Consider the following 18,177-nt stretch of genomic DNA (forward strand, 5'->3'; position numbering starts at 1 on the left):
TCAATAAGTTGTAAATGAATTGTAAAGATTCTATTGCAAATTTAAGTAGTATCTCATCACTTCTCTTATGGCTTGCCGCAATCATGCTGACCGCGTGTTCTCCGAGCAAAAACGATAAAACCAAAGAAGTCGGTGCATCTGCTGCTTCGTCCTCCGCGTCATCAGCTTCTTCCCAATCCGATTTGGAACCGGCCGCATCCGCCCCTGATAACGTCAAGCAGGCAGAAAGCGCGCCGCCGTCAAATTGCACCGACCTGCACCCCGCCACCGGCATTGACGATCTCATGCAGCAAATCGCCGAACACATTGACTCGGACTGTCTGTTTGCCCTTTCCCATCACGAACTGGAAACCCGTTTCGGCTTACCCGACAGTGGCTATGACAACATACAGCGGCTGCTGTTTCCCGACATCCGCCCTGAAGATCCCGACTACCATCAGAAAATCATACTGGCAATTGAAGACTTGCGTTACGGAAAGCGCACGATCAGCCGGCAGGCACAAGATGCCTTGATGGAACAGGAACGCCGCCTCCGAGAAGCGACGCTGTTGCTGACACAGGGCAGCGAAGAAACCCGCGGGCAAGGCGAGGAGCCGAAACGCACGCGTTATTTTGAAGTTTCGGCAACCCCTGCCTATTCGAGCCGGCACAACAACGGACTTGGCGGCAATTTCCAATACATCGGCCAATTGCCCGGCTATCTGAAAATACACGGAGAAATGCTTGAAAACCAATCACTCTTCCGGCTGTCCAACCGTGAACGCAATCCCGACAAACCGTTTTTAGACATCCATTTTGACGAAAATGGCAAAATCACGCGTATTGTCGTTTACGAAAAAAACATCTACTTCAATCCAAACTTGGGGCGAAGATAAAAAAATACCGTCTGAAACGTTTTCAGACGGCATTTTTCAACGCGGCAAATCAAGCGCGTTTGCGGAATTCGCCAGTACGGGTATCGATTTCGATTTTGTCGCCGTTTTCGATGTAGGACATCACTTGGATTTCGGTGCCGCCGACCAGGCGCGCGGTTTTCATCACTTTGCCGGAAGTATCGCCTTTAACGGCAGGCTCGGTGTACTCGACTTCGCGCACGATGATAGTAGGCAGTTCGACAGAAATGGGGTTGCCTTCGTAGAAGGTAACTTCGCATTGGTCTTCCATACCGTCAACGATGAATTTCAACGCGTCGCCGATGTTGTCGGCTTCGATTTCGTATTGGTTGAATTCTTCGTCCATAAAGACGTACATCGGGTCGGCAAAATAGCTGTACGTACAGTTTTTGCGGGACAGGATGACTACGTCGAATTTGTCGTCGGCTTTGTAAATGGTTTCGGAAGCCGCGCCGGTCAGCAGGTTTTTCAGTTTCATGCTGACTTTGGCGGAAGAGCGGCCGCCTTTGATGTATTCGGTTTTTTGAACGACCATAGGATCGTTGCCGACCATAAATACATTGCCGGCGCGCAGTTCTTGTGCTGTTTTCATTGTGATTTTCCAATCAAATCGGTTGTCGTAAAACGCGCTATTCTAGCGTATTTTTTGATGCTTTGAAACAAAGGCGGCGAGTTTTTCGGAGGCGGAAGGCTGCCCGAAAAGATAACGGCTCCAATCCTCCGCGCCTTGCCGCCAGCCGTTTTGATGTTGTTGCAGGATTTGCCAATATTCGAGGCGTTGCGTGGCGGATAAAGCCTCTCCGCCGTTGAGGTCGTCTGAAAGGCGGCGGTGTGCCGATGCGGTTTCGGGCGTGTAGAAGCCGTGTGCCTTATCCCAAAAGGCGTGGAGTTTGTCGAGATGGACATTCTCGTCTTGCGGGTAGATGTGCCAAAAGAAGGGTTTGCCCGCAAGCTGGGCACGCACGAAACTGTCTTCGCCGCGGATGACGGCGCAGTCGGCGAGGTGCAGCAATTTGTCGAAGTCCTGTTGCGGCACGAAAGGGATTTTGACGAGGCGGACGGATGCCGTCTGAAAAACATCACCGTCGTTTTGCAGGGCGTTTTGCGGAATAACGCCGCTTTGTTTGAGGCTGTCGATAATTTGCGCCCCCGCCAGCAGTAGGGTCAACGGACTGCCTGCCTGTTGCCACATGTCCAGCCACTTTGCCCAAATATCGCTCCGATAGCCGAAAAGCAGCCATTCGGGGGCGTTTTTTTCGGGCAGCATCAGCCGCTCCCGCAGGACTTCCGTATCGAAACGGACGGCATCTTGGTAATCACGTTCGCGTATCAGTCCGCCGCTTTTTTCGCTGAAGCCCATAAACCAAAAATATTTTTGAACGCCTTCCTGCGGCGAAGGCATCAGGTGCAGCCTTTCATTGCTTTCCTCCGCGCTCAAATATTCCCAATTCAGCCAAAGCGGCTTGTGTCGGCGGATGATGTGCAACACATTTTCGGGCAGGTCGCAGGCAAAAGTTTCGATGACGACATCGGGAACAGGCGCGGTATCAATATCTGCCGCATCGGAATGCCAAGTGCGGACATGAATATCCTGATGAACGCAGGGAACATCGGGCAAATCAGGACAAAGCGCACGCAAGGCGGACACATCGTCCGTCCACAAATGCACCTGCCAACCGAGTTCGCGGTGCAAAACACGGGCAAGCCGCCACGAAACGCCGATGTCGCCGAAATTGTCGATGACCTTGCAAAAAATCCAACAGACAAAAGGAGGAGTATTCATAGAAATAACGGAAATGGGCTAAAACGCGCCAAAATAGTGGAACAAATACACAACCAGCAAAACAATTGGAATAAACAGCAACATGGTTTGACGTTTCAAATCAAACTCTTGTTTCAAATGATGCTTGATGGTGTCAAAAAGGACGAATTTGAACAAAAACGTCGCTTCGCAGGCAAGGATGATGCCGTTAATCAGATGCTGGGGTTTGTCTTCGGGCGGATTGGCGGCGAAAACGGCAAGCGTCGCCAAGGGTATCAGGCAGACGACAAGCCAGCGGACAAGCAGGTTTCGGGACATTGCAAGGCTTTCAAAAAAGCAAAACGCCATTATCGCCTCAAGAACGTACCTTGTCTAACGGCAGCATCGGGCATAGACTGTCGGCAATGCCGTCTGAAACGCGCATCAAAAGGAGAAATACATGAACAAAACCAAACAGGACATTTTTGAATACAACCGCCGCTGGGCAGAAGAACAGTTGCAGCACAACCCTCATTTTTTCGAGACGCTCTCCGCAAATCAAACGCCTGACTACCTCTACATCGGCTGTTCCGACAGCCGCGTTACTGCCGAAGAAATGATGGGCATGAAGCTGGGCGAGGTATTCGTCCACCGCAACATCGCCAATATGGTCAACCCTCTGGACATCAATGCTGCCAGCGTGGTCGGCTACGCGGTCGATCATTTGAAAGTCAAACACATTGTCGTCTGCGGACACTACAACTGTGGCGGCATCAAAGCCGCCATGCAACCCTGCGACTACGGCGCGTTGAACCCGTGGCTGCGCAACATCCGCGACGTGTACCGGCTGCACCGCGAAGAGCTGGACGCGATTGACGACGAAAACATACGCTACGACCGTTTGGTCGAACTGAACGTTCAGGAACAATGTATCAACATCATCAAAATGGCGGAAGTCCAAAAACGCTATCTGAACGAGCATTATCCTACCGTCCACGGCTGGGTGTTCGATATCCGCTCCGGCAGGCTGAAAGACCTAGGTATAGATTTCGAACGCATTTTGAAAGACATACAAAAAATCTACGACCTCACCGACAGACAATGGGCGGTTCCGCAAACCAAAATATAACGTCGGCACGCTTTCCGCTATAATCCGCATTTTCGCAATCCTGAAACATCATGCCGATTCCAAAAGCCTTTGCCCTCTTGGGCCCGACCGCCGGAGGAAAAACCGCGCTCGCCCTCAAAATCGCCGAAACCCTGCCGGTCGAAATCATCAGTCTCGATTCCGCGCTGGTTTACCGCGATATGGACATCGGCACGGCGAAACCGTCCGCCTCCGAACGCGCCTTTGTCCCGCACCACCTTATCGACATCATTACGCCCGTTCAGACATACAGTGCCGCCCGTTTTGTCGAAGACTGCACGCGTCTGGTCGGCGAAATCACGGCACGTGGGAAATGTCCGCTGATTGTCGGCGGCACAATGATGTATTTCCGCGCCCTGACCCAAGGTTTGAACGATTTGCCCGAAGCCGATGCCTGCCTGCGTGCCGACTTGGACGAACAAAAACAAATGTACGGCTTGGATTTTCTCTACCGCACCCTGCAAAAAGTCGACCCTGAAACAGCATGCCGTCTGAAACCGAACGACGGCCAGCGTATCGGACGCGCTTTGGAAGTTTATTATTTAACCGGCAAACCGATGAGTACGCATCTCGGCAGCCCAACCTCCCATACGCTCCCTTTTGATTTACATACCGCCGCCCTGATTCCCGAAAACCGCGCCCGCCTGCATGAAAACATCGCCCTGCGTTTCCACCTGATGCTTGAACAGGGCTTTATCGGCGAAGTAGAAAACCTGCGCCGCCGCTATCCCGGTCTGACCGCCGACTCCCCTGCCATACGCTGCGTCGGCTACCGTCAGGCATGGGAATATCTGGACGGAAAAACCGATTTCCCTGCATTTGTCGAAAAAGGCATTGCCGCCACGCGCCAACTTGCCAAACGCCAACTGACTTGGTTGCGCAAAACACCTTTAGACTGCGTTGCCGACCCGTTTTCAGACGGCACTTCAGGCACGCGCCTGATTGAGGCGGCAAAACGGTTTTTCGGTGTATAAACTATGCTGACCACGCCGCCGCTCGCCCCCAAAACCGTCGCCGCCCTGCACAGGCTCGGTATCCGTACGCTCGAAGAACTGCGGCAAAACGGTTCGGTCAAAGCCTTTCTGCTGCTCAAAGCATCGGGTTTGACCCTCACGAAAAGCACACTGTGGCAGCTTCAGTCGCTGCTGGACGGCACGCCGCCGCAAGAAATGTCCCAAGCGCATAAAGCCCGCCTGCTTGCCGAGTTGAAAAACCATCCGCCCGTCGCCGCCTTTCCGCCGCAGGAAGAAATGGAACACTTCATGCGCGAAGCACTGCGCCAAGCAGAACAATCCGCCGCCGACGGCGAAATACCCGTCGGTGCAGTCATCGTTTCAGACGGCAAAATCATCGCATCGGCACACAACACCTGCATTGCCGACTGCAATGTCAGCCGACACGCCGAAATCAACGCCTTGGCACAGGCAGGCAGCGAAATGCAAAACTACCGCCTTGACGGATGCGACATATATATCACCCTCGAACCCTGCGCCATGTGCGCGTCCGCACTGATACAGGCACGAATCAGGCGCGTGATATACGGTGCGGCAGAACCCAAAACCGGCGCGGCAGGCAGCATCGTCAACCTGTTTGCCGACAAACGCCTCAATACGCACACCGCCATACGGGGCGGAATCCTGCAAGAAGAATGCCGCGCCGTATTAAGCCGTTTTTTTCAGAACAAAAGAAAAGGTTGAACCTATGACCGTACTGACCGTCATCCTCGCCCTCGCCCTGATAGCCGTCGGCACGGCAGGCATCGTCTATCCCGCCCTGCCCGGATTGGCATTGATGTTTGCCGGAACATGGCTGCTCGCCTACGCCGGCGGATACCAAATCTACGGCGCGGGCGTTTTGTGGACGGTCGGACTCATCAGCCTTGCCGGCATACTGACGGACTATGTGGCAGGTATATGGGGAACAAAATATACCGGAGCGGGCAAGCTCGCCGTTCGCGGTGCATTGATCGGCAGCATCATCGGCATGTTTTTCTCCCTTCCCGGCCTTGTACTCGGCCCGCTAATCGGTGCGGCTGCAGGAGAGCTCATCAGCTGCCGCAACATGATACAGGCAGGTAAAGCGGGCTTGGGTACGCTATTGGGGCTTGTCGTCGGCACGGCATTCAAAATCGGCTGCGCCGTATCCATCTTGTTTATCCTGTTGGTGAAATACATCGCCTACCTGTTTTAACCCCTTCAGACGGCATACGGATAAATTGCTATAATGCCGTCTGAAATTTCCGACAAAGCACCATCATGGCAAACCAAAGACCCATCTACGGCTTCCACGCCGTCAATGCCCGATTGTGGCAAAACCCCAAATCCATCGTCGAACTCTACATCCAAGAAGGCAAATCAGACGCACGCACGCGCGAGGTATTGGAAAAGGCGGCAAACGAAAACATCCGCGTATATTTTGTTGACACCACCCGTCTTGATGCCATCAGCAAAGGCGCGCGCCATCAGGGTGTGGCCGGATTTATCGATGCCTCCAAAAACCACATCCATCTTGAAGACGTATTGGAAAACTTGAGCGAACCGCCGCTGCTGCTGATACTCGACGGCATCACCGATCCGCACAACCTCGGCGCGTGCCTGCGTACCGCCGACGCGATGGGCGTACACGCCGTCATCGCACCGAAAGACAAAAGCGCGGGGCTGAACGCCACCGTCAGCAAAGTCGCCTGCGGCGCGGCGGAAACCGTCCCCTACATCACCGTAACCAACCTCGCCCGCACCCTGCGCGAGCTGAAGGAATACGGCATTTGGATCATCGGCACCGATATGGGCGGCGAGTCCGACCTTTACCATTGCGATCTGCCCGACAGCGCGGCGTGGGTAATGGGCAACGAAGGCGAAGGTATGCGCCGCCTCACGCGCGAACACTGCGATATGCTGGTGTCGATACCGATGTTCGGCACGGTCGAAAGTATGAACGTCTCCGTGTCTGCCGGAATGGTATTAAGTGAAACCCGCCGACAACGCGTATTGAAAAACGAAAAAGCGTAAGCCTCAAAAACAATGCCGTCTGAAACAGGGATTCTGTTTCAGACGGCATTCGTTTTCAAAATCAGTGTTCCAAGTGGTCGGTATCAAACTTGACCGCCGCCTCGGTTTTATCTTCGGGCAAGACCAAATTCAGCAAGACTGCCGTAATGCCGCCGGCGGAAATAGAGTTTTGGAACAAGACGGGCAGGTTTTTAAACACTTCCGGCTCAAACGCCACGCCCAAGCCCAAGCCGACCGACGTTGCCGCAATTACCGCTTCGCGCCTGCGGATGCCGTGGCTGACCAAAATCCGCACGCCCGCAATCGCAATCAAGCCGAACATCAAAACCATCGCGCCGCCCAACACCGGACTCGGAATCGTCGTAAACGCGCGTCCGACAACGGGGAACAAACCCAACAGCACCAAAATCACGGCAATATATTTGCCTACATGGCGCGAAGCCACGCCGGTCATCTGAATCACGCCGTTGTTTTGCGCAAACGTCGTCAACGGCAGCGAACCCAAAGCCGTCGCAATCACCGACACCAAGCCGTCCGCCAACACGCCGCCGCGCAGGCGTTTGGTGTATTCTTCACCTTCAATCGGCCGGTCGGACACCATTGCCGTCGCGGTCAAATCGCCGACCGCCTCAAACACGCTCAACAGGAAAATCGCGCCCGCCACAATAAATGCGTGCCAGTCGAACGCAAAACCATATTTAAACGGTACGGGCAGCGTAACCGGCGGCAGGTTTTGCAGCGCGGAAAAATCCACCTTGCCCAAAAACAGCGCGACGATGTAGCCGGCAATCAGCCCGACCGCGATGCCGCTCATCCGCAACAGCGGGTTTTTCATGCAGTTGAACACCAACACAATCAGCAACACCAGCGATGCCAGCCCCAAGTTTTCCATCGAGCCGAACGTGCCGTCCGCCTTCGCGCCGAAGCCGCCGCCGAAATCAGTAATGCCGACGTGTACCAAACTCAAGCCAATCAGCATCACGACCACACCGCTGACCGTCGGCGTAATCACTTTTTTCAAATACGGCAGAAGCCACGCCGAGAAACACACCAAAAACGCGCCGACAAACGATACGCCCAAGAGCGTCGAAATCATCGCATCCTTAGTCAAGCCACCCTCTTTCATCCCCGCACCGAGCGCAATCATGACGGTAACGAACGAGAAATTCACCGACTGGATAGACAGCATCCCCGAACCGACCGGCCCGAAGCGGTTGACCTGCAAATAAGTGCCGACACCCGACGCAACCATCGCCATCGACACGAGATACGCCGTCATTTCCACCGGCAGTTCCAGCGCGCCGCCCACAATCAGCGCGGGCGTAATCATCGGCACAAAAATCGCCAAAAGATGGGTAACGGCGCTCAAGAGCGCATTACCGAACGGCGGCCTGTCTTCCAAACCGTACACCAAATCAGGCGAATCCGCCTGTTTTTTCATTGTTTCAGCCATTGGAGTCTTTCTATCCGTTGTCAAACGTTAAAAAATTTTAAGAACGAAATTGTAACGAATCAAAGATTCCTTATCAATTCAAATCCTCATGTGCAAAAACACCACCGGTTGTCCGAATTCAAATTTCTTTGAATTTCCGCACCGGACAGTCCTTCATTTTCAGAGAGCCTTCATGCGCTTAACACATTTTAATCCTCAACGGCGCATCCACTGCTTAAACCCAATAATTTCATGATTATAAAAAATATTATTTATTAAGATATGATAGAACTTAAGCCTTAGAACCAACCGTGCGACCGATATGTTTCACACAAACAACAAAGTAAGCTACAATCCGAAGCATAATCGACCTCACTCAATGAATAAAAGGTTTCCGTATGTTACAAGGTAGCTTGGTTGCCCTGATTACCCCGATGAATCAAGACGGCAGCATCCATTACGAACAACTCCGCGATTTGATTGACTGGCATATCGAAAGCGGTACCGACGGCATCGTCGCTGTCGGTACGACAGGCGAATCCGCCACCCTCTCCGTCGAAGAACATTTAAGCGTAATCGAAGAAACGGTCAAACACGTCAACAAGCGCGTCCCCGTCATCGCAGGTACCGGCGCCAACAACACCCTTGAAGCCATCGCACTTTCGCAAGCCGCCGAAAAAGCCGGTGCAGACTACACCCTCTCCGTCGTCCCCTATTACAACAAGCCCTCCCAAGAAGGCATTTACCAACATTTCAAAACCATCGCCGAAGCCACTTCGATTCCGATGATTATCTACAACGTGCCCGGCCGTACCGTCGTCAGCATGACTAACGACACCATCCTGCGCCTTTCAGAAATCCCTAATATCGTGGGCGTTAAAGAAGCCAGCGGCAACATCGGCAGCAACATCGAACTCATCAACCGCGCCCCCGAAGGCTTCGCCGTCCTTTCCGGCGACGACCATACCGCCCTGCCGTTCATGCTGTGCGGCGGACACGGCGTTATTACCGTAGCCGCCAACGCCGCACCCAAGCTCTTTGCCGATATGTGCCGCGCCGCACTGCAAGGCGACATTGCCCTCGCACGCGAACTCAATGACCGGCTGATTCCGATTTACGACACCATGTTCTGCGAACCCAGCCCCGCCGCACCGAAATGGGCGGTATCCGCCTTGGGCAGATGCGAACCGCACGTCCGCCTGCCGCTCGTTCCGCTGACGGAAGGCGGACAGGCAAAAGTCCGCGCCGCCCTGAAAGCATCAGGACAACTTTAAATATAGCCATGCCGTCTGAAGCGTTCAGACGGCATAACGCAACAAACACTTTAATATCCATCACACAGGATGACACGATGACCCATATCAAACCTGTAATCTCCGCACTACTCCTCATCGGACTGACTGCCTGCACCGGCAGCACGACCGAGCAGCCCAAGCTTGACTATCAAAGCCAGTCGAACCGTTCGGTGAAACTCGAAGTCCCGCCCGACTTAAACAACCCCGACCAAGGCAACCTCTACCGCCTACCTGTCGGTTCGGGAGCCGTCCGCGCCAGCGATTTGGAAAAACGCCGCACACCCGCCGTCCAACAGCCTGCCGATGCCGAAGTATTGAAAAGCGTCAAAGGTGTCCGCCTCGAGCGCGACGGCAGCCAACGCTGGCTCGTTGTCGACGGCAAATCCCCCGCCGAAATCTGGCCGCTCCTGAAAGCCTTTTGGCAGGAAAACGGCTTCGACATCAAATCCGAAGAACCCACCATCGGACAAATGGAAACCGAGTGGGCGGAAAACCGTGCCAAAATCCCCCAAGACAGCTTGCGCCGCCTCTTCGACAAAGTCGGTTTGGGTGGCATCTACTCCACCGGTGAGCGCGACAAATTCATCGTCCGTATCGAACAGGGCAAAAACGGCGTTTCCGACATCTTCTTCGCCCACAAAGCCATGAAAGAAGTGTATGGCGACAAAAACAAAGACACGACCATGTGGCAGCCTTCCGCTTCCGACCCCAACCTTGAGGCCGCTTTCCTGACGCGCTTTATGCAATATTTGGGCGTTGACGGACAGCAGGCGGAAAACGCATTGGCAAAAAAACCGACCCTTCCCGCCGTCAACGAAATGGCGCGTATCGAAGGCAAAAGCCTGATTGTCTTTGGCGACTACGGCAGAAACTGGCGGCGCACCGCGCTCGCCCTCGACCGCATCGGGCTGACCGTCGTCGGTCAAAACACCGAACGCCACGCCTTCCTGGTTCAAAAAGCCCCGAACGAAAGCAATGCAGTTACCGAACAAAAACCCGGCCTGTTCAAACGCCTGCTGGGCAAAGGCAAAGCGGAGAAACCTGCCGAACAGCCCGAGCTGATTGTCTATGCAGAACCCGTTGCCGACGGCTCGCGCATCGTCCTGCTCAACAAAGACGGCAGCGCATATGCCGGCAAAGACGCATCCGCACTGTTGGGCAAACTCCATTCCGAACTGCGTTAAACCGTTCAAAACAAAAGCAGCTTCCAAACAGAAGCTGCTTTTTTTATGCGGAACTTTTTACAACAAACGGGGCAAAATATCCTCAACCGCCTGAACCAACGCATCCGCCAAAGGCGGATCGAACGCACAATGCCCTGCCTGAACCACCCTCAACTCCGCTTCGGGAAAGGCTTTCGACAACTCCCACGCACTCTGCATCGGCGTACACAAATCATACCGCCCCTGTACGATAATGGTCGGGATATGCCGTATTTTGCCGATATTGTTCAAAATCGCCCTATCGCCCTGCAACCAGCCGCCGTTGACAAAATAATGGTTTTCCAAACGCGCGATTGCCAGTGAGGCATAAGCATCTTCATCCACTTCCTCCGGCTCGAAACGAATCAGATAGCTTTCCCAATCCGCCCAAGCCTTCGCGGCAGACAGGCACACTTCTTCATCTTGATGAAACAGCAACCCGTGATACGCCTCAATCAGCCGGTTCCGCCGATTTTCAGCAATCGGCGCGACAAATTTTTGCCATTGTTCCGGATAAATCCGGCTCACACCGCCCGCCTCGTTCAGCCACGCCGTTTCAGACGGCCTGCACAAAAATATCCCGCGCAATACCAATCCCTTTACCCGTTCCGGATGGGTTTGGGCATAAGCCAGCGACAAAGTGCTGCCCCACGAACCGCCGAACACCAGCCATTTCCCGATACCCAGCATTTCACGGACTTTTTCAATATCCGCCACCAAATCCCAAGTCGTATTGTCTTCCGCACAAGCATACGGGCGCGAACGTCCGCAACCGCGCTGGTCAATGATGACGATGCGGAACACATCGGGATTGAAAAAACCCCGACATTCAGGCGAAGCCCCCGCGCCCGGTCCGCCGTGCAGGAAAATGACCGGCACACCGTCGGGATTGCCCGACTCTTCCCAATAAATTTGATGAATTTCAGACACCTGCAAGTATCCGCTATGAAAAGGCTGTTTTATCTCATACATCATCTTCTCCCATATTGCCTCTGACAATCCGAACATTCCCACACGCAACATCACGCACGAAACACAAGCCGCCCCGAAAGGCAAATTCCGAAAAATCGCGATATAGTGGATTAACAAAAATCAGGACAAGGCGACGAAGCCGCAGACAGTACAGATAGTACGGAACCGATTCACTTGGTGCTTGAGCACCTTAGAGAATCGTTCTCTTTGAGCTAAGGCGAGGCAACGCTGTACCGGTTTTTGTTAATCCGCTATATTCCGCCATCTCTAAGATTTACAGCGATACACGGGTGATTTAAGGAATGCCCGAACCGTCATTCCCGCCACTTTTCGTCATTCCCACCACTTTTCGTCATTCCCGCGCAGGCGGGAATCTAGAATCTCGGACTTTCAGATAATCTTTGAATATTGCTGTTGTTCTAAGGTCTGGATTCCCGTCTGCGCGGGAATGACGAATCCATCCGCACGGAAACCTGCACCGCATCATTCCTACGAACCTACATCCCGTCATTCCCACGAAAGTGGGAATCCAGAACGTAAAATCTGAAGAAACCGTTTTATCCGATAAGTTTCCGCACCGACAGACCTAGATTCCCGCCTGCGCGGGAATGACGGCAGTGCTTCCTTGGCTTAGTTTTATTTTAACCAACTACATAGCGGATTAACAAAAATCAGGACAAGGCGACGAAGCCGCAGACAGTACAAATAGTACGGAACCGATTCACTCGGTGCTTCAGCACCTTAGAGAATCGTTCTCTTTGAGCTAAGGCGAGGCAACGCCGTACTGGTTTTTGTTAATCCACTATAAAAACCATCAATCGGAAAATATTGCATAAACAGGCGGAAATATATCATTGAAAAGAAAACCCATACAATGTCGGACAGAAACAAGCCGCTTTGCCATTGTTTCCTAACAGTTAAACCCCCGCACTTCAAGGCGGCGGACCGGCCTTGTTTCAAAATGGCGCAAGCCCCTGCCCTCAAATCCAACGCGCAGGATTAAACCATAATGGCGGCTTTCTTATCGTTCCTTATTGAAACATCGCCCCAAACCCGATACAATCCGCCCTTGAACCATCAGTGAAAATCGTTCTTTTTTAATCAGTTAAACCGAATATGGAGCCGAAAATGAATCCAGCCCCCAAAAAAAACCTTCTCTTCTCTTCTCTTCTCTTCTCTTCTCTTCTCTTCTCTTCCGCAGCGCAGGCGGCAAGTGAAGACAATGGCCGCGGCCCGTATGTACAGGCAGATTTAGCCTACGCCTACGAACACATTACCTACGATTATCCTGGCGACAACGCCAAAGTCTTCGACGACTACCGCGACATCAAAACCCATTCCACCCACCCCCGCCTTTCCGTCGGCTACGATTTCGGCAACTGGCGCATCGCCCTCGATTACGCCCGTTACAATACTTGGAGACATGGCAAAAGTATTCACGCAGAAAACAGCAAAAAAATCAAAAACCTTGATGTAAAAACAGAAATAGACCACACTGACAAAGGCACGTTCAAAGCCGAATCCAACTACGGCATCTCCGCCATCTACGATTTCGATACCGGCACCCGCTTCAAACCCTATGTTGGTGCACGGGTTGGTTTAGGCAAAATCAAACACAGCATTGCTGTAGAAGACCAAGTAACCGTTACCATCGCCAATATCGTGAGCGGACCGACCAACGCCCACCCGCCCTTACACCAAAGCCACAGCATCCGCCGCGTGGGCTTCGGCGCGGTGGCAGGCGTAGGCATCGACATCACACCCAACCTAACCTTGGACACCGGATACCGCTACCACTACTGGGGACGCTTGGAAAACACCCGCTTCAAAACCCACGAAGCCTCATTGGGCGTGCGCTACCGCTTCTGATTCCCCGATACCGATGCCGTCTGAACCTTCAGACGGCATTTTTGATGCACTCGCCGTTTACAGGCGCGGGGCAGGCGCAGTGAAATACCCGAACCGTCATCCCCGACAACACCGTAATCTTGAAATCCGTCATTCCCGACAACACCGCAATCTTGAAACCCGTCATTCCCGCGCAGGCGGGAATCCAGACCCCCGACGCGGCGGGAATCTATCGGAAATGACTGAAACCCCGAGATTCTAGATTCCCACTTTCGTGGGAATGACGTGATGCAGGTTTCCGTATGGATGGATTCGTCATTCCCGCGCAGGCGGGAATCTAGACCTGTCCGCACAGAAACTTATCGGATAAAAACAGTTGCCCAAACCCCGCGTTCTAGATTCCCACTTCCGTGGGAATGACGTGGTGCAGGTTTCCGTATGGATGGATCCGTCATTCCCGCGCAGGTGGGAATCCAGACCTGTCCGCACAGAAACTTATCGGATAAAAACAGTTGCCCAAACCCCACGTTCTAGATTCCCACTTTCGTGGGAATGACGGTTCAGTTGCGTAGGACTGGGTCGTCGAAAGGGGCGGATTCGATGGACTCAATGAAAACGGTAGAAATGTTGGATTGATGGAAATGGCGGACTGAAGCCCACCGATTCATCGACTCCAACGTTTACGATGCTTCCAACGGTTTCAGACGGCATTTTTTACACAATTCCCGCCATTTTCCATCATTCCCGACAACACCGTAATCTCGAAACCCGTCATTCCCGCGCAGGCGGGAATCTAGGATGCGGAATCTAGAGAAACCTTTTAACCGATAAGTTTCCGTGCGGACAGGTCTGGATTCCCGCCTGCGCGGGAATGACGGTTCAGTTGCTTAGGGTAGGATTTGGCGGGATTGGTGGGCTGAAGCCCACTCTACAGCCCCGCCCTACAATACGCCTTGCGAATCTGTCCCTCGCCCGCCCTTGTATGTCTCAAATGGGTTAAACTACGCACTTCCCGACTTCCCGTTTCGGGCAGGGGTACAGGTTCGATTATATTTCAATAAAACAAGGAAACTTTATGCAGCACGAAGAAGGCAACCGCCAACGCCCTCAAGGCGAACTGCTCCTGCGTACCGTCGCTATGCCGCGCGATACCAATCCCAACCAAGACATTTTCGGCGGCTGGATTATGTCGCAGATGGATTTGGGCGGCGGCATATTGGCGGCGGAAATCGCGCGGGGACGCATCGTTACCGTCGCCGTTCAGGAAATGAACTTCATCCGCCCGGTCAAGGTCGGCAACGTCGTCTGCTGCTACGGGCATTGCGTCCGCGTGGGCAATACTTCCCTCCAGCTTAAAGTGGAAGTCTGGGTGAAAACTTTGATGAACGATTGCGTTACCGAAGACCGCCACCTCGTAACCGAAGCCGTGTTCACTTATGTCGCCATCGATGCGGAAGGCAATCCGCGCCCGATTCCGAAAGAAGGCAACCCCAAATTGGCGGGCTTATTGCCTACTCCGTAAAAATGCCCGTAAAAATGCCGTCTGAAACTGTCTTCAGACGGCATTCTGCATCATTTGAACCAGGACCTGATGCGGGAAAACAGCGACATACTTTGTTTTTCAAAGTCTTCCCGCACTTCCGGCACGGCTTTTTTTATGACCTTCATTCCTGCAAAAGTCTGCGCCACGGGCATAATTTCAATCGTGTTCACATTCATATGCGCCGGCCGGCGGTACAGCCACAATGCGGTTTCCGCAATATCTTCGGGGCGGATAAATTCCACACCCTCATACACACCCGCCGCCCTCTCGTCATCGCCTTTGAAGCGCACGTTGGAAAACTCCGTATTGCCGCACAAACCCGGCTCGATATTGGTAACGCGGATGTTCTTATCCGCCAACTCCGCGCGCAAATTCAGGCTGAACTGGCGCACAAACGCCTTGGTCGCTCCGTAAACGTTGCTGCCGGCATAAGCATAATTGCCTGCAATCGAACCCAAATTCATCACATAACCGCCGCCTCGAGCCACCATTTGCGGCAAAATTTTGCGCGTCAGAAACGTCAAACCCAAAACATTGGTTTGAATCATTGTTTCCCAATCTTCAAAATCCGCCTTGTCCGCCGTGTCCAAACCCAAAGCCAGCCCGGCATTGTTGATGAGGCAGTCGATGTCGGAAAATTCATCGGGGATGCCGTTTAAGGCGTTTTCCACCGACTCGCGGCACGACACGTCCATTTCCAAAGGGTAAAACAAAGCACCCAATTCATCCGCCAAGGTCTGAAGCCTGTCCGCACGGCGCGCCGCACCGATAACGCGGTATCCCGCCCCGACAAACGCGCGGCACATCGCTTCGCCGAATCCTGCCGAAGCACCGGTAATTAAAACAGCCATTGTTTTTCCTTTCTTTCTCGTTTCCCAAACCTGTTTCAGGTATCATAACGCCCTTCAGACGGCATGACCGCCTGATTCAAAACAACCATACCACCACAACAGGACACATTCAATATGTTTCAACACACAGGACGACACATAAAGCGTCGCCCTATGTGCCGTCCTGATTCGGAAGGGATTGCACCCTTCCCAAATAAAATCTGATTCTACCGCCCCGAAGGACGGATGTCCAAGTGGGCGGGGTTTCAACCGAAAAGGAAACACGATGAACATTCAAACCCGCCTTGCCGCAACCGCCCTCGCCCTATTCCTTTCCGCCTGCGGAAACGGCGGCGCGCCCGCACAGCCCAAAGGCGAAATTTCCGAAAACCGCACCGCCGCGTTCAAATCTATGATGCCCGACTTCTCGCGTATGGGCAAAATGGTCAAAGGCGAAGAGCCTTACGATGTCGAAAAATTCAAACAGGCTGCCGCGGCGTTTGCCGAAAGCAGCAAGAAACCGTTCACACTTTTTGAGTCCGATCCGCAAGGCAACGGCCGCGCCCTGCCAGCCGTTTGGTCGGATGGTGCAAAATTTGAAGCCGAAAAAACAAAATTCGCCGCCGCCGTCGAAAAACTCAACGCCGCTGCCCAAACCGGCAAACTGGATGAAATCAAAGCCGCCTACGGCGAAACCGGTGCAAGCTGCAAATCCTGCCACGACAGCTTCCGCGCGCCCGAATAACATCCAAAACAAAACAATGCCGTCTGAAGCCTTCAGACGGCATTTTCTTTGCCATTTCAAGCACACGCAAAGCAATCAGAAATTATCGTCAATCCAAATGAAAAAACGCTATCCTTATTTTTACCCCACGCACTCCGCCATTTTCTATTTTGATTTACCATACGATTGATTTTTATCGTCAAATGTCAAAATCGGGATGCCGGATTGGGTAAACAGGGCATACACCGGCTTAAGCCAATAATCTTCCGGAAGGGAAGCCGGTTTCAATGCGTAAACGTGCACATTGGGAAAATCCTTCATCGTCAACGCCGCGCCGCTGAAAAAGGTATAAATTTCATACCTCGTATGCGGGTTTTTCTTAATTTCGCGCAAAATATAGTCTTCGATGACATAGGGCGAATTTAATGTGGTTACGCCGGAAAGCCCGTAGGTTTGGCGGGGATGCGGCGCGACATATTGTATTTTGAAGTTTTTTGCCGCCTTTTCCGAAATTTCCTTCATCTCTTTGTCGGGAGAACCCAAAAGTATCCGCACCGTGCCGCCCGTTTCATCCCCCGCCTTCAGTTCGGACGCATCGAACAGCGGCAGGTAAGTCATCTTGCGGCGGCCGTCGTCCATAATGTTTTTCAAACCCTTGAATATCGTGTAATGCTCGTCGGAAGCATTGCGGGTTTTGGCGATGCTCCAATCTCCGATCATCATCCGGGCAAAATTCCGCTTGATCGTCCCGTTTACAGAAAACTCATCGCCCAAATAGCTGCTGCTTTGAATTAAATTGCCTGTCCCGTCGTCAAAGGTTTTGATTTCCGCATCCGGGTAAGTGCTCAAAAAGGCGGCAATGCTGACTTTTTCCAAACTTGCCAAATAAATCCGCTTGACCTTCGGCAGTAGCATCGACTTTACCTTCAGCTCCGCCATCGTCGGAATGAAATCAAACGATTTGTTCAAACCGTAGGGCAGATAGAAAAAATACGCCCGCTCCGCCTTATCCTTTATCTGATTGAAATAATAATCGTATTTTTCATTCCTGTTTTCAGACATCAGCACCACATAAAACCGCTCCCCCGGATGCTGCGCCATAATCCTTTCCGCCACCTTCATCTGCAATATGGTATAGCAGAAAATCAGATTGACCGGTTCCCCCTCTTCATTGAAGAGTTTGTCCTTCAGCAGGGAAACCGCATTCCTTTCCCCCTGATTTACCCGGTCAAATGTATAAAATATCCCGACGCAGAAAACAATCAGGCACAACACGGTCAAACAGGCCTTTTTCAACCCCATGTCCCTAAAACTCCATTCCGACAAATTAAACATACGCCCCGAGTGTCCCGGGGCGGAAAAATGCGGAATTTTAGCAGATATTCCGACAGTTACCGAATATTAAAATCAATTTCACAGAAAATATGCCGCCGCACATCAGGCACAGCACCTCCGACACCGCCGCCAAACGCGGGAAAACCATTTCCTCCTTCCTTTCACGCCGCCGCGTTCAAACACGCCAAGATCGAACAAAGCGAGAAC

At 52.7% G+C, this 18,177-nt stretch carries 18 protein-coding genes; 11 read left to right on the top strand and 7 right to left on the bottom strand.

Translation table 11 applies throughout. The features are described 5' to 3' along the window. Positions 1–14: 14 nt before the first annotated feature. Entirely contained in the window at positions 15–875 is an 861-nt protein-coding gene (locus KEM39_RS07195) for an NMB0938 family lipoprotein (protein WP_211709772.1), read from the top strand. Positions 876–924: 49 nt separating this feature from the next. Here KEM39_RS07195 and efp read toward each other — a convergent pair whose 3' ends face one another. From efp to KEM39_RS07210, 3 genes are read right to left on the bottom strand one after another with little or no spacing between them, the layout of a single operon-like run. Continuing rightward, positions 925–1,485, bottom strand: a complete 561-nt coding sequence (efp, locus tag KEM39_RS07200) for an elongation factor P (protein WP_002213793.1) — start codon at positions 1,483–1,485, stop codon at positions 925–927. Between the two features lie 42 nt (positions 1,486–1,527). After that, the gene (gene earP, locus KEM39_RS07205) at positions 1,528–2,676 is read right to left on the bottom strand and encodes an elongation factor P maturation arginine rhamnosyltransferase EarP (protein WP_118996929.1); all 1,149 of its coding nucleotides are present in this window, start codon (positions 2,674–2,676) and stop codon (positions 1,528–1,530) included. Between the two features lie 18 nt (positions 2,677–2,694). Then, complete coding sequence (locus tag KEM39_RS07210; protein ID WP_002242545.1) at positions 2,695–2,973, bottom strand: hypothetical protein; 279 nt, start codon at positions 2,971–2,973, stop codon at positions 2,695–2,697. A gap of 121 nt (positions 2,974–3,094) precedes the next feature. Between KEM39_RS07210 and KEM39_RS07215 the strand changes: the two genes are divergently transcribed. The 5 genes from KEM39_RS07215 (at position 3,095) to rlmB (ending at position 6,789) form a co-directional block, all read left to right on the top strand. Continuing rightward, positions 3,095–3,763, top strand: coding sequence for a carbonic anhydrase (locus tag KEM39_RS07215; protein ID WP_111727112.1), 669 nt, complete (start codon positions 3,095–3,097; stop codon positions 3,761–3,763). Between the two features lie 50 nt (positions 3,764–3,813). Continuing rightward, entirely contained in the window at positions 3,814–4,755 is a 942-nt protein-coding gene (gene miaA, locus KEM39_RS07220) for a tRNA (adenosine(37)-N6)-dimethylallyltransferase MiaA (RefSeq protein ID WP_211709774.1), read from the top strand. A 3-nt stretch (positions 4,756–4,758) separates the two neighbouring features. Further along, positions 4,759–5,478: a tRNA adenosine(34) deaminase TadA gene (gene tadA, locus KEM39_RS07225; RefSeq protein ID WP_196427931.1), complete on the top strand. Its 720-nt coding sequence runs from the start codon at positions 4,759–4,761 to the stop codon at positions 5,476–5,478. A gap of 4 nt (positions 5,479–5,482) precedes the next feature. After that, the gene (locus tag KEM39_RS07230) at positions 5,483–5,971 is read left to right on the top strand and encodes a DUF456 domain-containing protein (RefSeq protein WP_118996933.1); all 489 of its coding nucleotides are present in this window, start codon (positions 5,483–5,485) and stop codon (positions 5,969–5,971) included. 65 nt (positions 5,972–6,036) lie between these two features. Next, a complete protein-coding gene (rlmB, locus tag KEM39_RS07235) occupies positions 6,037–6,789 on the top strand; it encodes a 23S rRNA (guanosine(2251)-2'-O)-methyltransferase RlmB (protein WP_118996934.1) in 753 nt (250 codons plus the stop codon). 61 nt (positions 6,790–6,850) lie between these two features. Here rlmB and KEM39_RS07240 read toward each other — a convergent pair whose 3' ends face one another. Then, a complete protein-coding gene (locus KEM39_RS07240; RefSeq protein ID WP_118996935.1) occupies positions 6,851–8,242 on the bottom strand; it encodes a nucleobase:cation symporter-2 family protein in 1,392 nt (463 codons plus the stop codon). 377 nt (positions 8,243–8,619) lie between these two features. Between KEM39_RS07240 and dapA the strand changes: the two genes are divergently transcribed. Next, positions 8,620–9,495, top strand: a complete 876-nt coding sequence (gene dapA, locus KEM39_RS07245) for a 4-hydroxy-tetrahydrodipicolinate synthase (protein WP_118996936.1) — start codon at positions 8,620–8,622, stop codon at positions 9,493–9,495. Positions 9,496–9,503: 8 nt separating this feature from the next. Then, the gene (gene bamC / locus KEM39_RS07250; protein ID WP_101132144.1) at positions 9,504–10,700 is read left to right on the top strand and encodes an outer membrane protein assembly factor BamC; all 1,197 of its coding nucleotides are present in this window, start codon (positions 9,504–9,506) and stop codon (positions 10,698–10,700) included. A gap of 57 nt (positions 10,701–10,757) precedes the next feature. Here the strand turns inward: bamC and pip are convergent, their stop codons facing one another. Continuing rightward, positions 10,758–11,690, bottom strand: coding sequence for a prolyl aminopeptidase (gene pip, locus KEM39_RS07255; RefSeq protein ID WP_118996938.1), 933 nt, complete (start codon positions 11,688–11,690; stop codon positions 10,758–10,760). Between the two features lie 1,128 nt (positions 11,691–12,818). Between pip and KEM39_RS07260 the strand changes: the two genes are divergently transcribed. Together KEM39_RS07260 and yciA are read left to right on the top strand one after the other, a co-directional pair. Continuing rightward, positions 12,819–13,559, top strand: a complete 741-nt coding sequence (locus tag KEM39_RS07260) for an opacity family porin (RefSeq protein WP_118996990.1) — start codon at positions 12,819–12,821, stop codon at positions 13,557–13,559. A 1,054-nt stretch (positions 13,560–14,613) separates the two neighbouring features. Beyond that, the gene (gene yciA / locus KEM39_RS07265; protein WP_002213811.1) at positions 14,614–15,060 is read left to right on the top strand and encodes an acyl-CoA thioester hydrolase YciA; all 447 of its coding nucleotides are present in this window, start codon (positions 14,614–14,616) and stop codon (positions 15,058–15,060) included. A 50-nt stretch (positions 15,061–15,110) separates the two neighbouring features. Here the strand turns inward: yciA and KEM39_RS07270 are convergent, their stop codons facing one another. Continuing rightward, on the bottom strand, positions 15,111–15,932 hold the full coding sequence (locus KEM39_RS07270) for an SDR family oxidoreductase (RefSeq protein WP_101125112.1): 822 nt from the start codon (positions 15,930–15,932) through the stop codon (positions 15,111–15,113). 265 nt (positions 15,933–16,197) lie between these two features. Between KEM39_RS07270 and KEM39_RS07275 the strand changes: the two genes are divergently transcribed. Beyond that, on the top strand, positions 16,198–16,656 hold the full coding sequence (locus KEM39_RS07275; RefSeq protein WP_002213814.1) for a c-type cytochrome: 459 nt from the start codon (positions 16,198–16,200) through the stop codon (positions 16,654–16,656). Positions 16,657–16,800: 144 nt separating this feature from the next. Here the strand turns inward: KEM39_RS07275 and lst are convergent, their stop codons facing one another. Further along, positions 16,801–17,937: an N-acetyllactosaminide alpha-2,3-sialyltransferase gene (gene lst, locus KEM39_RS07280; RefSeq protein WP_101148287.1), complete on the bottom strand. Its 1,137-nt coding sequence runs from the start codon at positions 17,935–17,937 to the stop codon at positions 16,801–16,803. Positions 17,938–18,177: the final 240 nt, after the last annotated feature.

The organism is Neisseria sp. Marseille-Q1983 (genome assembly GCF_018224585.1).
Classification (GTDB): Bacteria; Pseudomonadota; Gammaproteobacteria; order Burkholderiales; family Neisseriaceae; genus Neisseria; species Neisseria polysaccharea.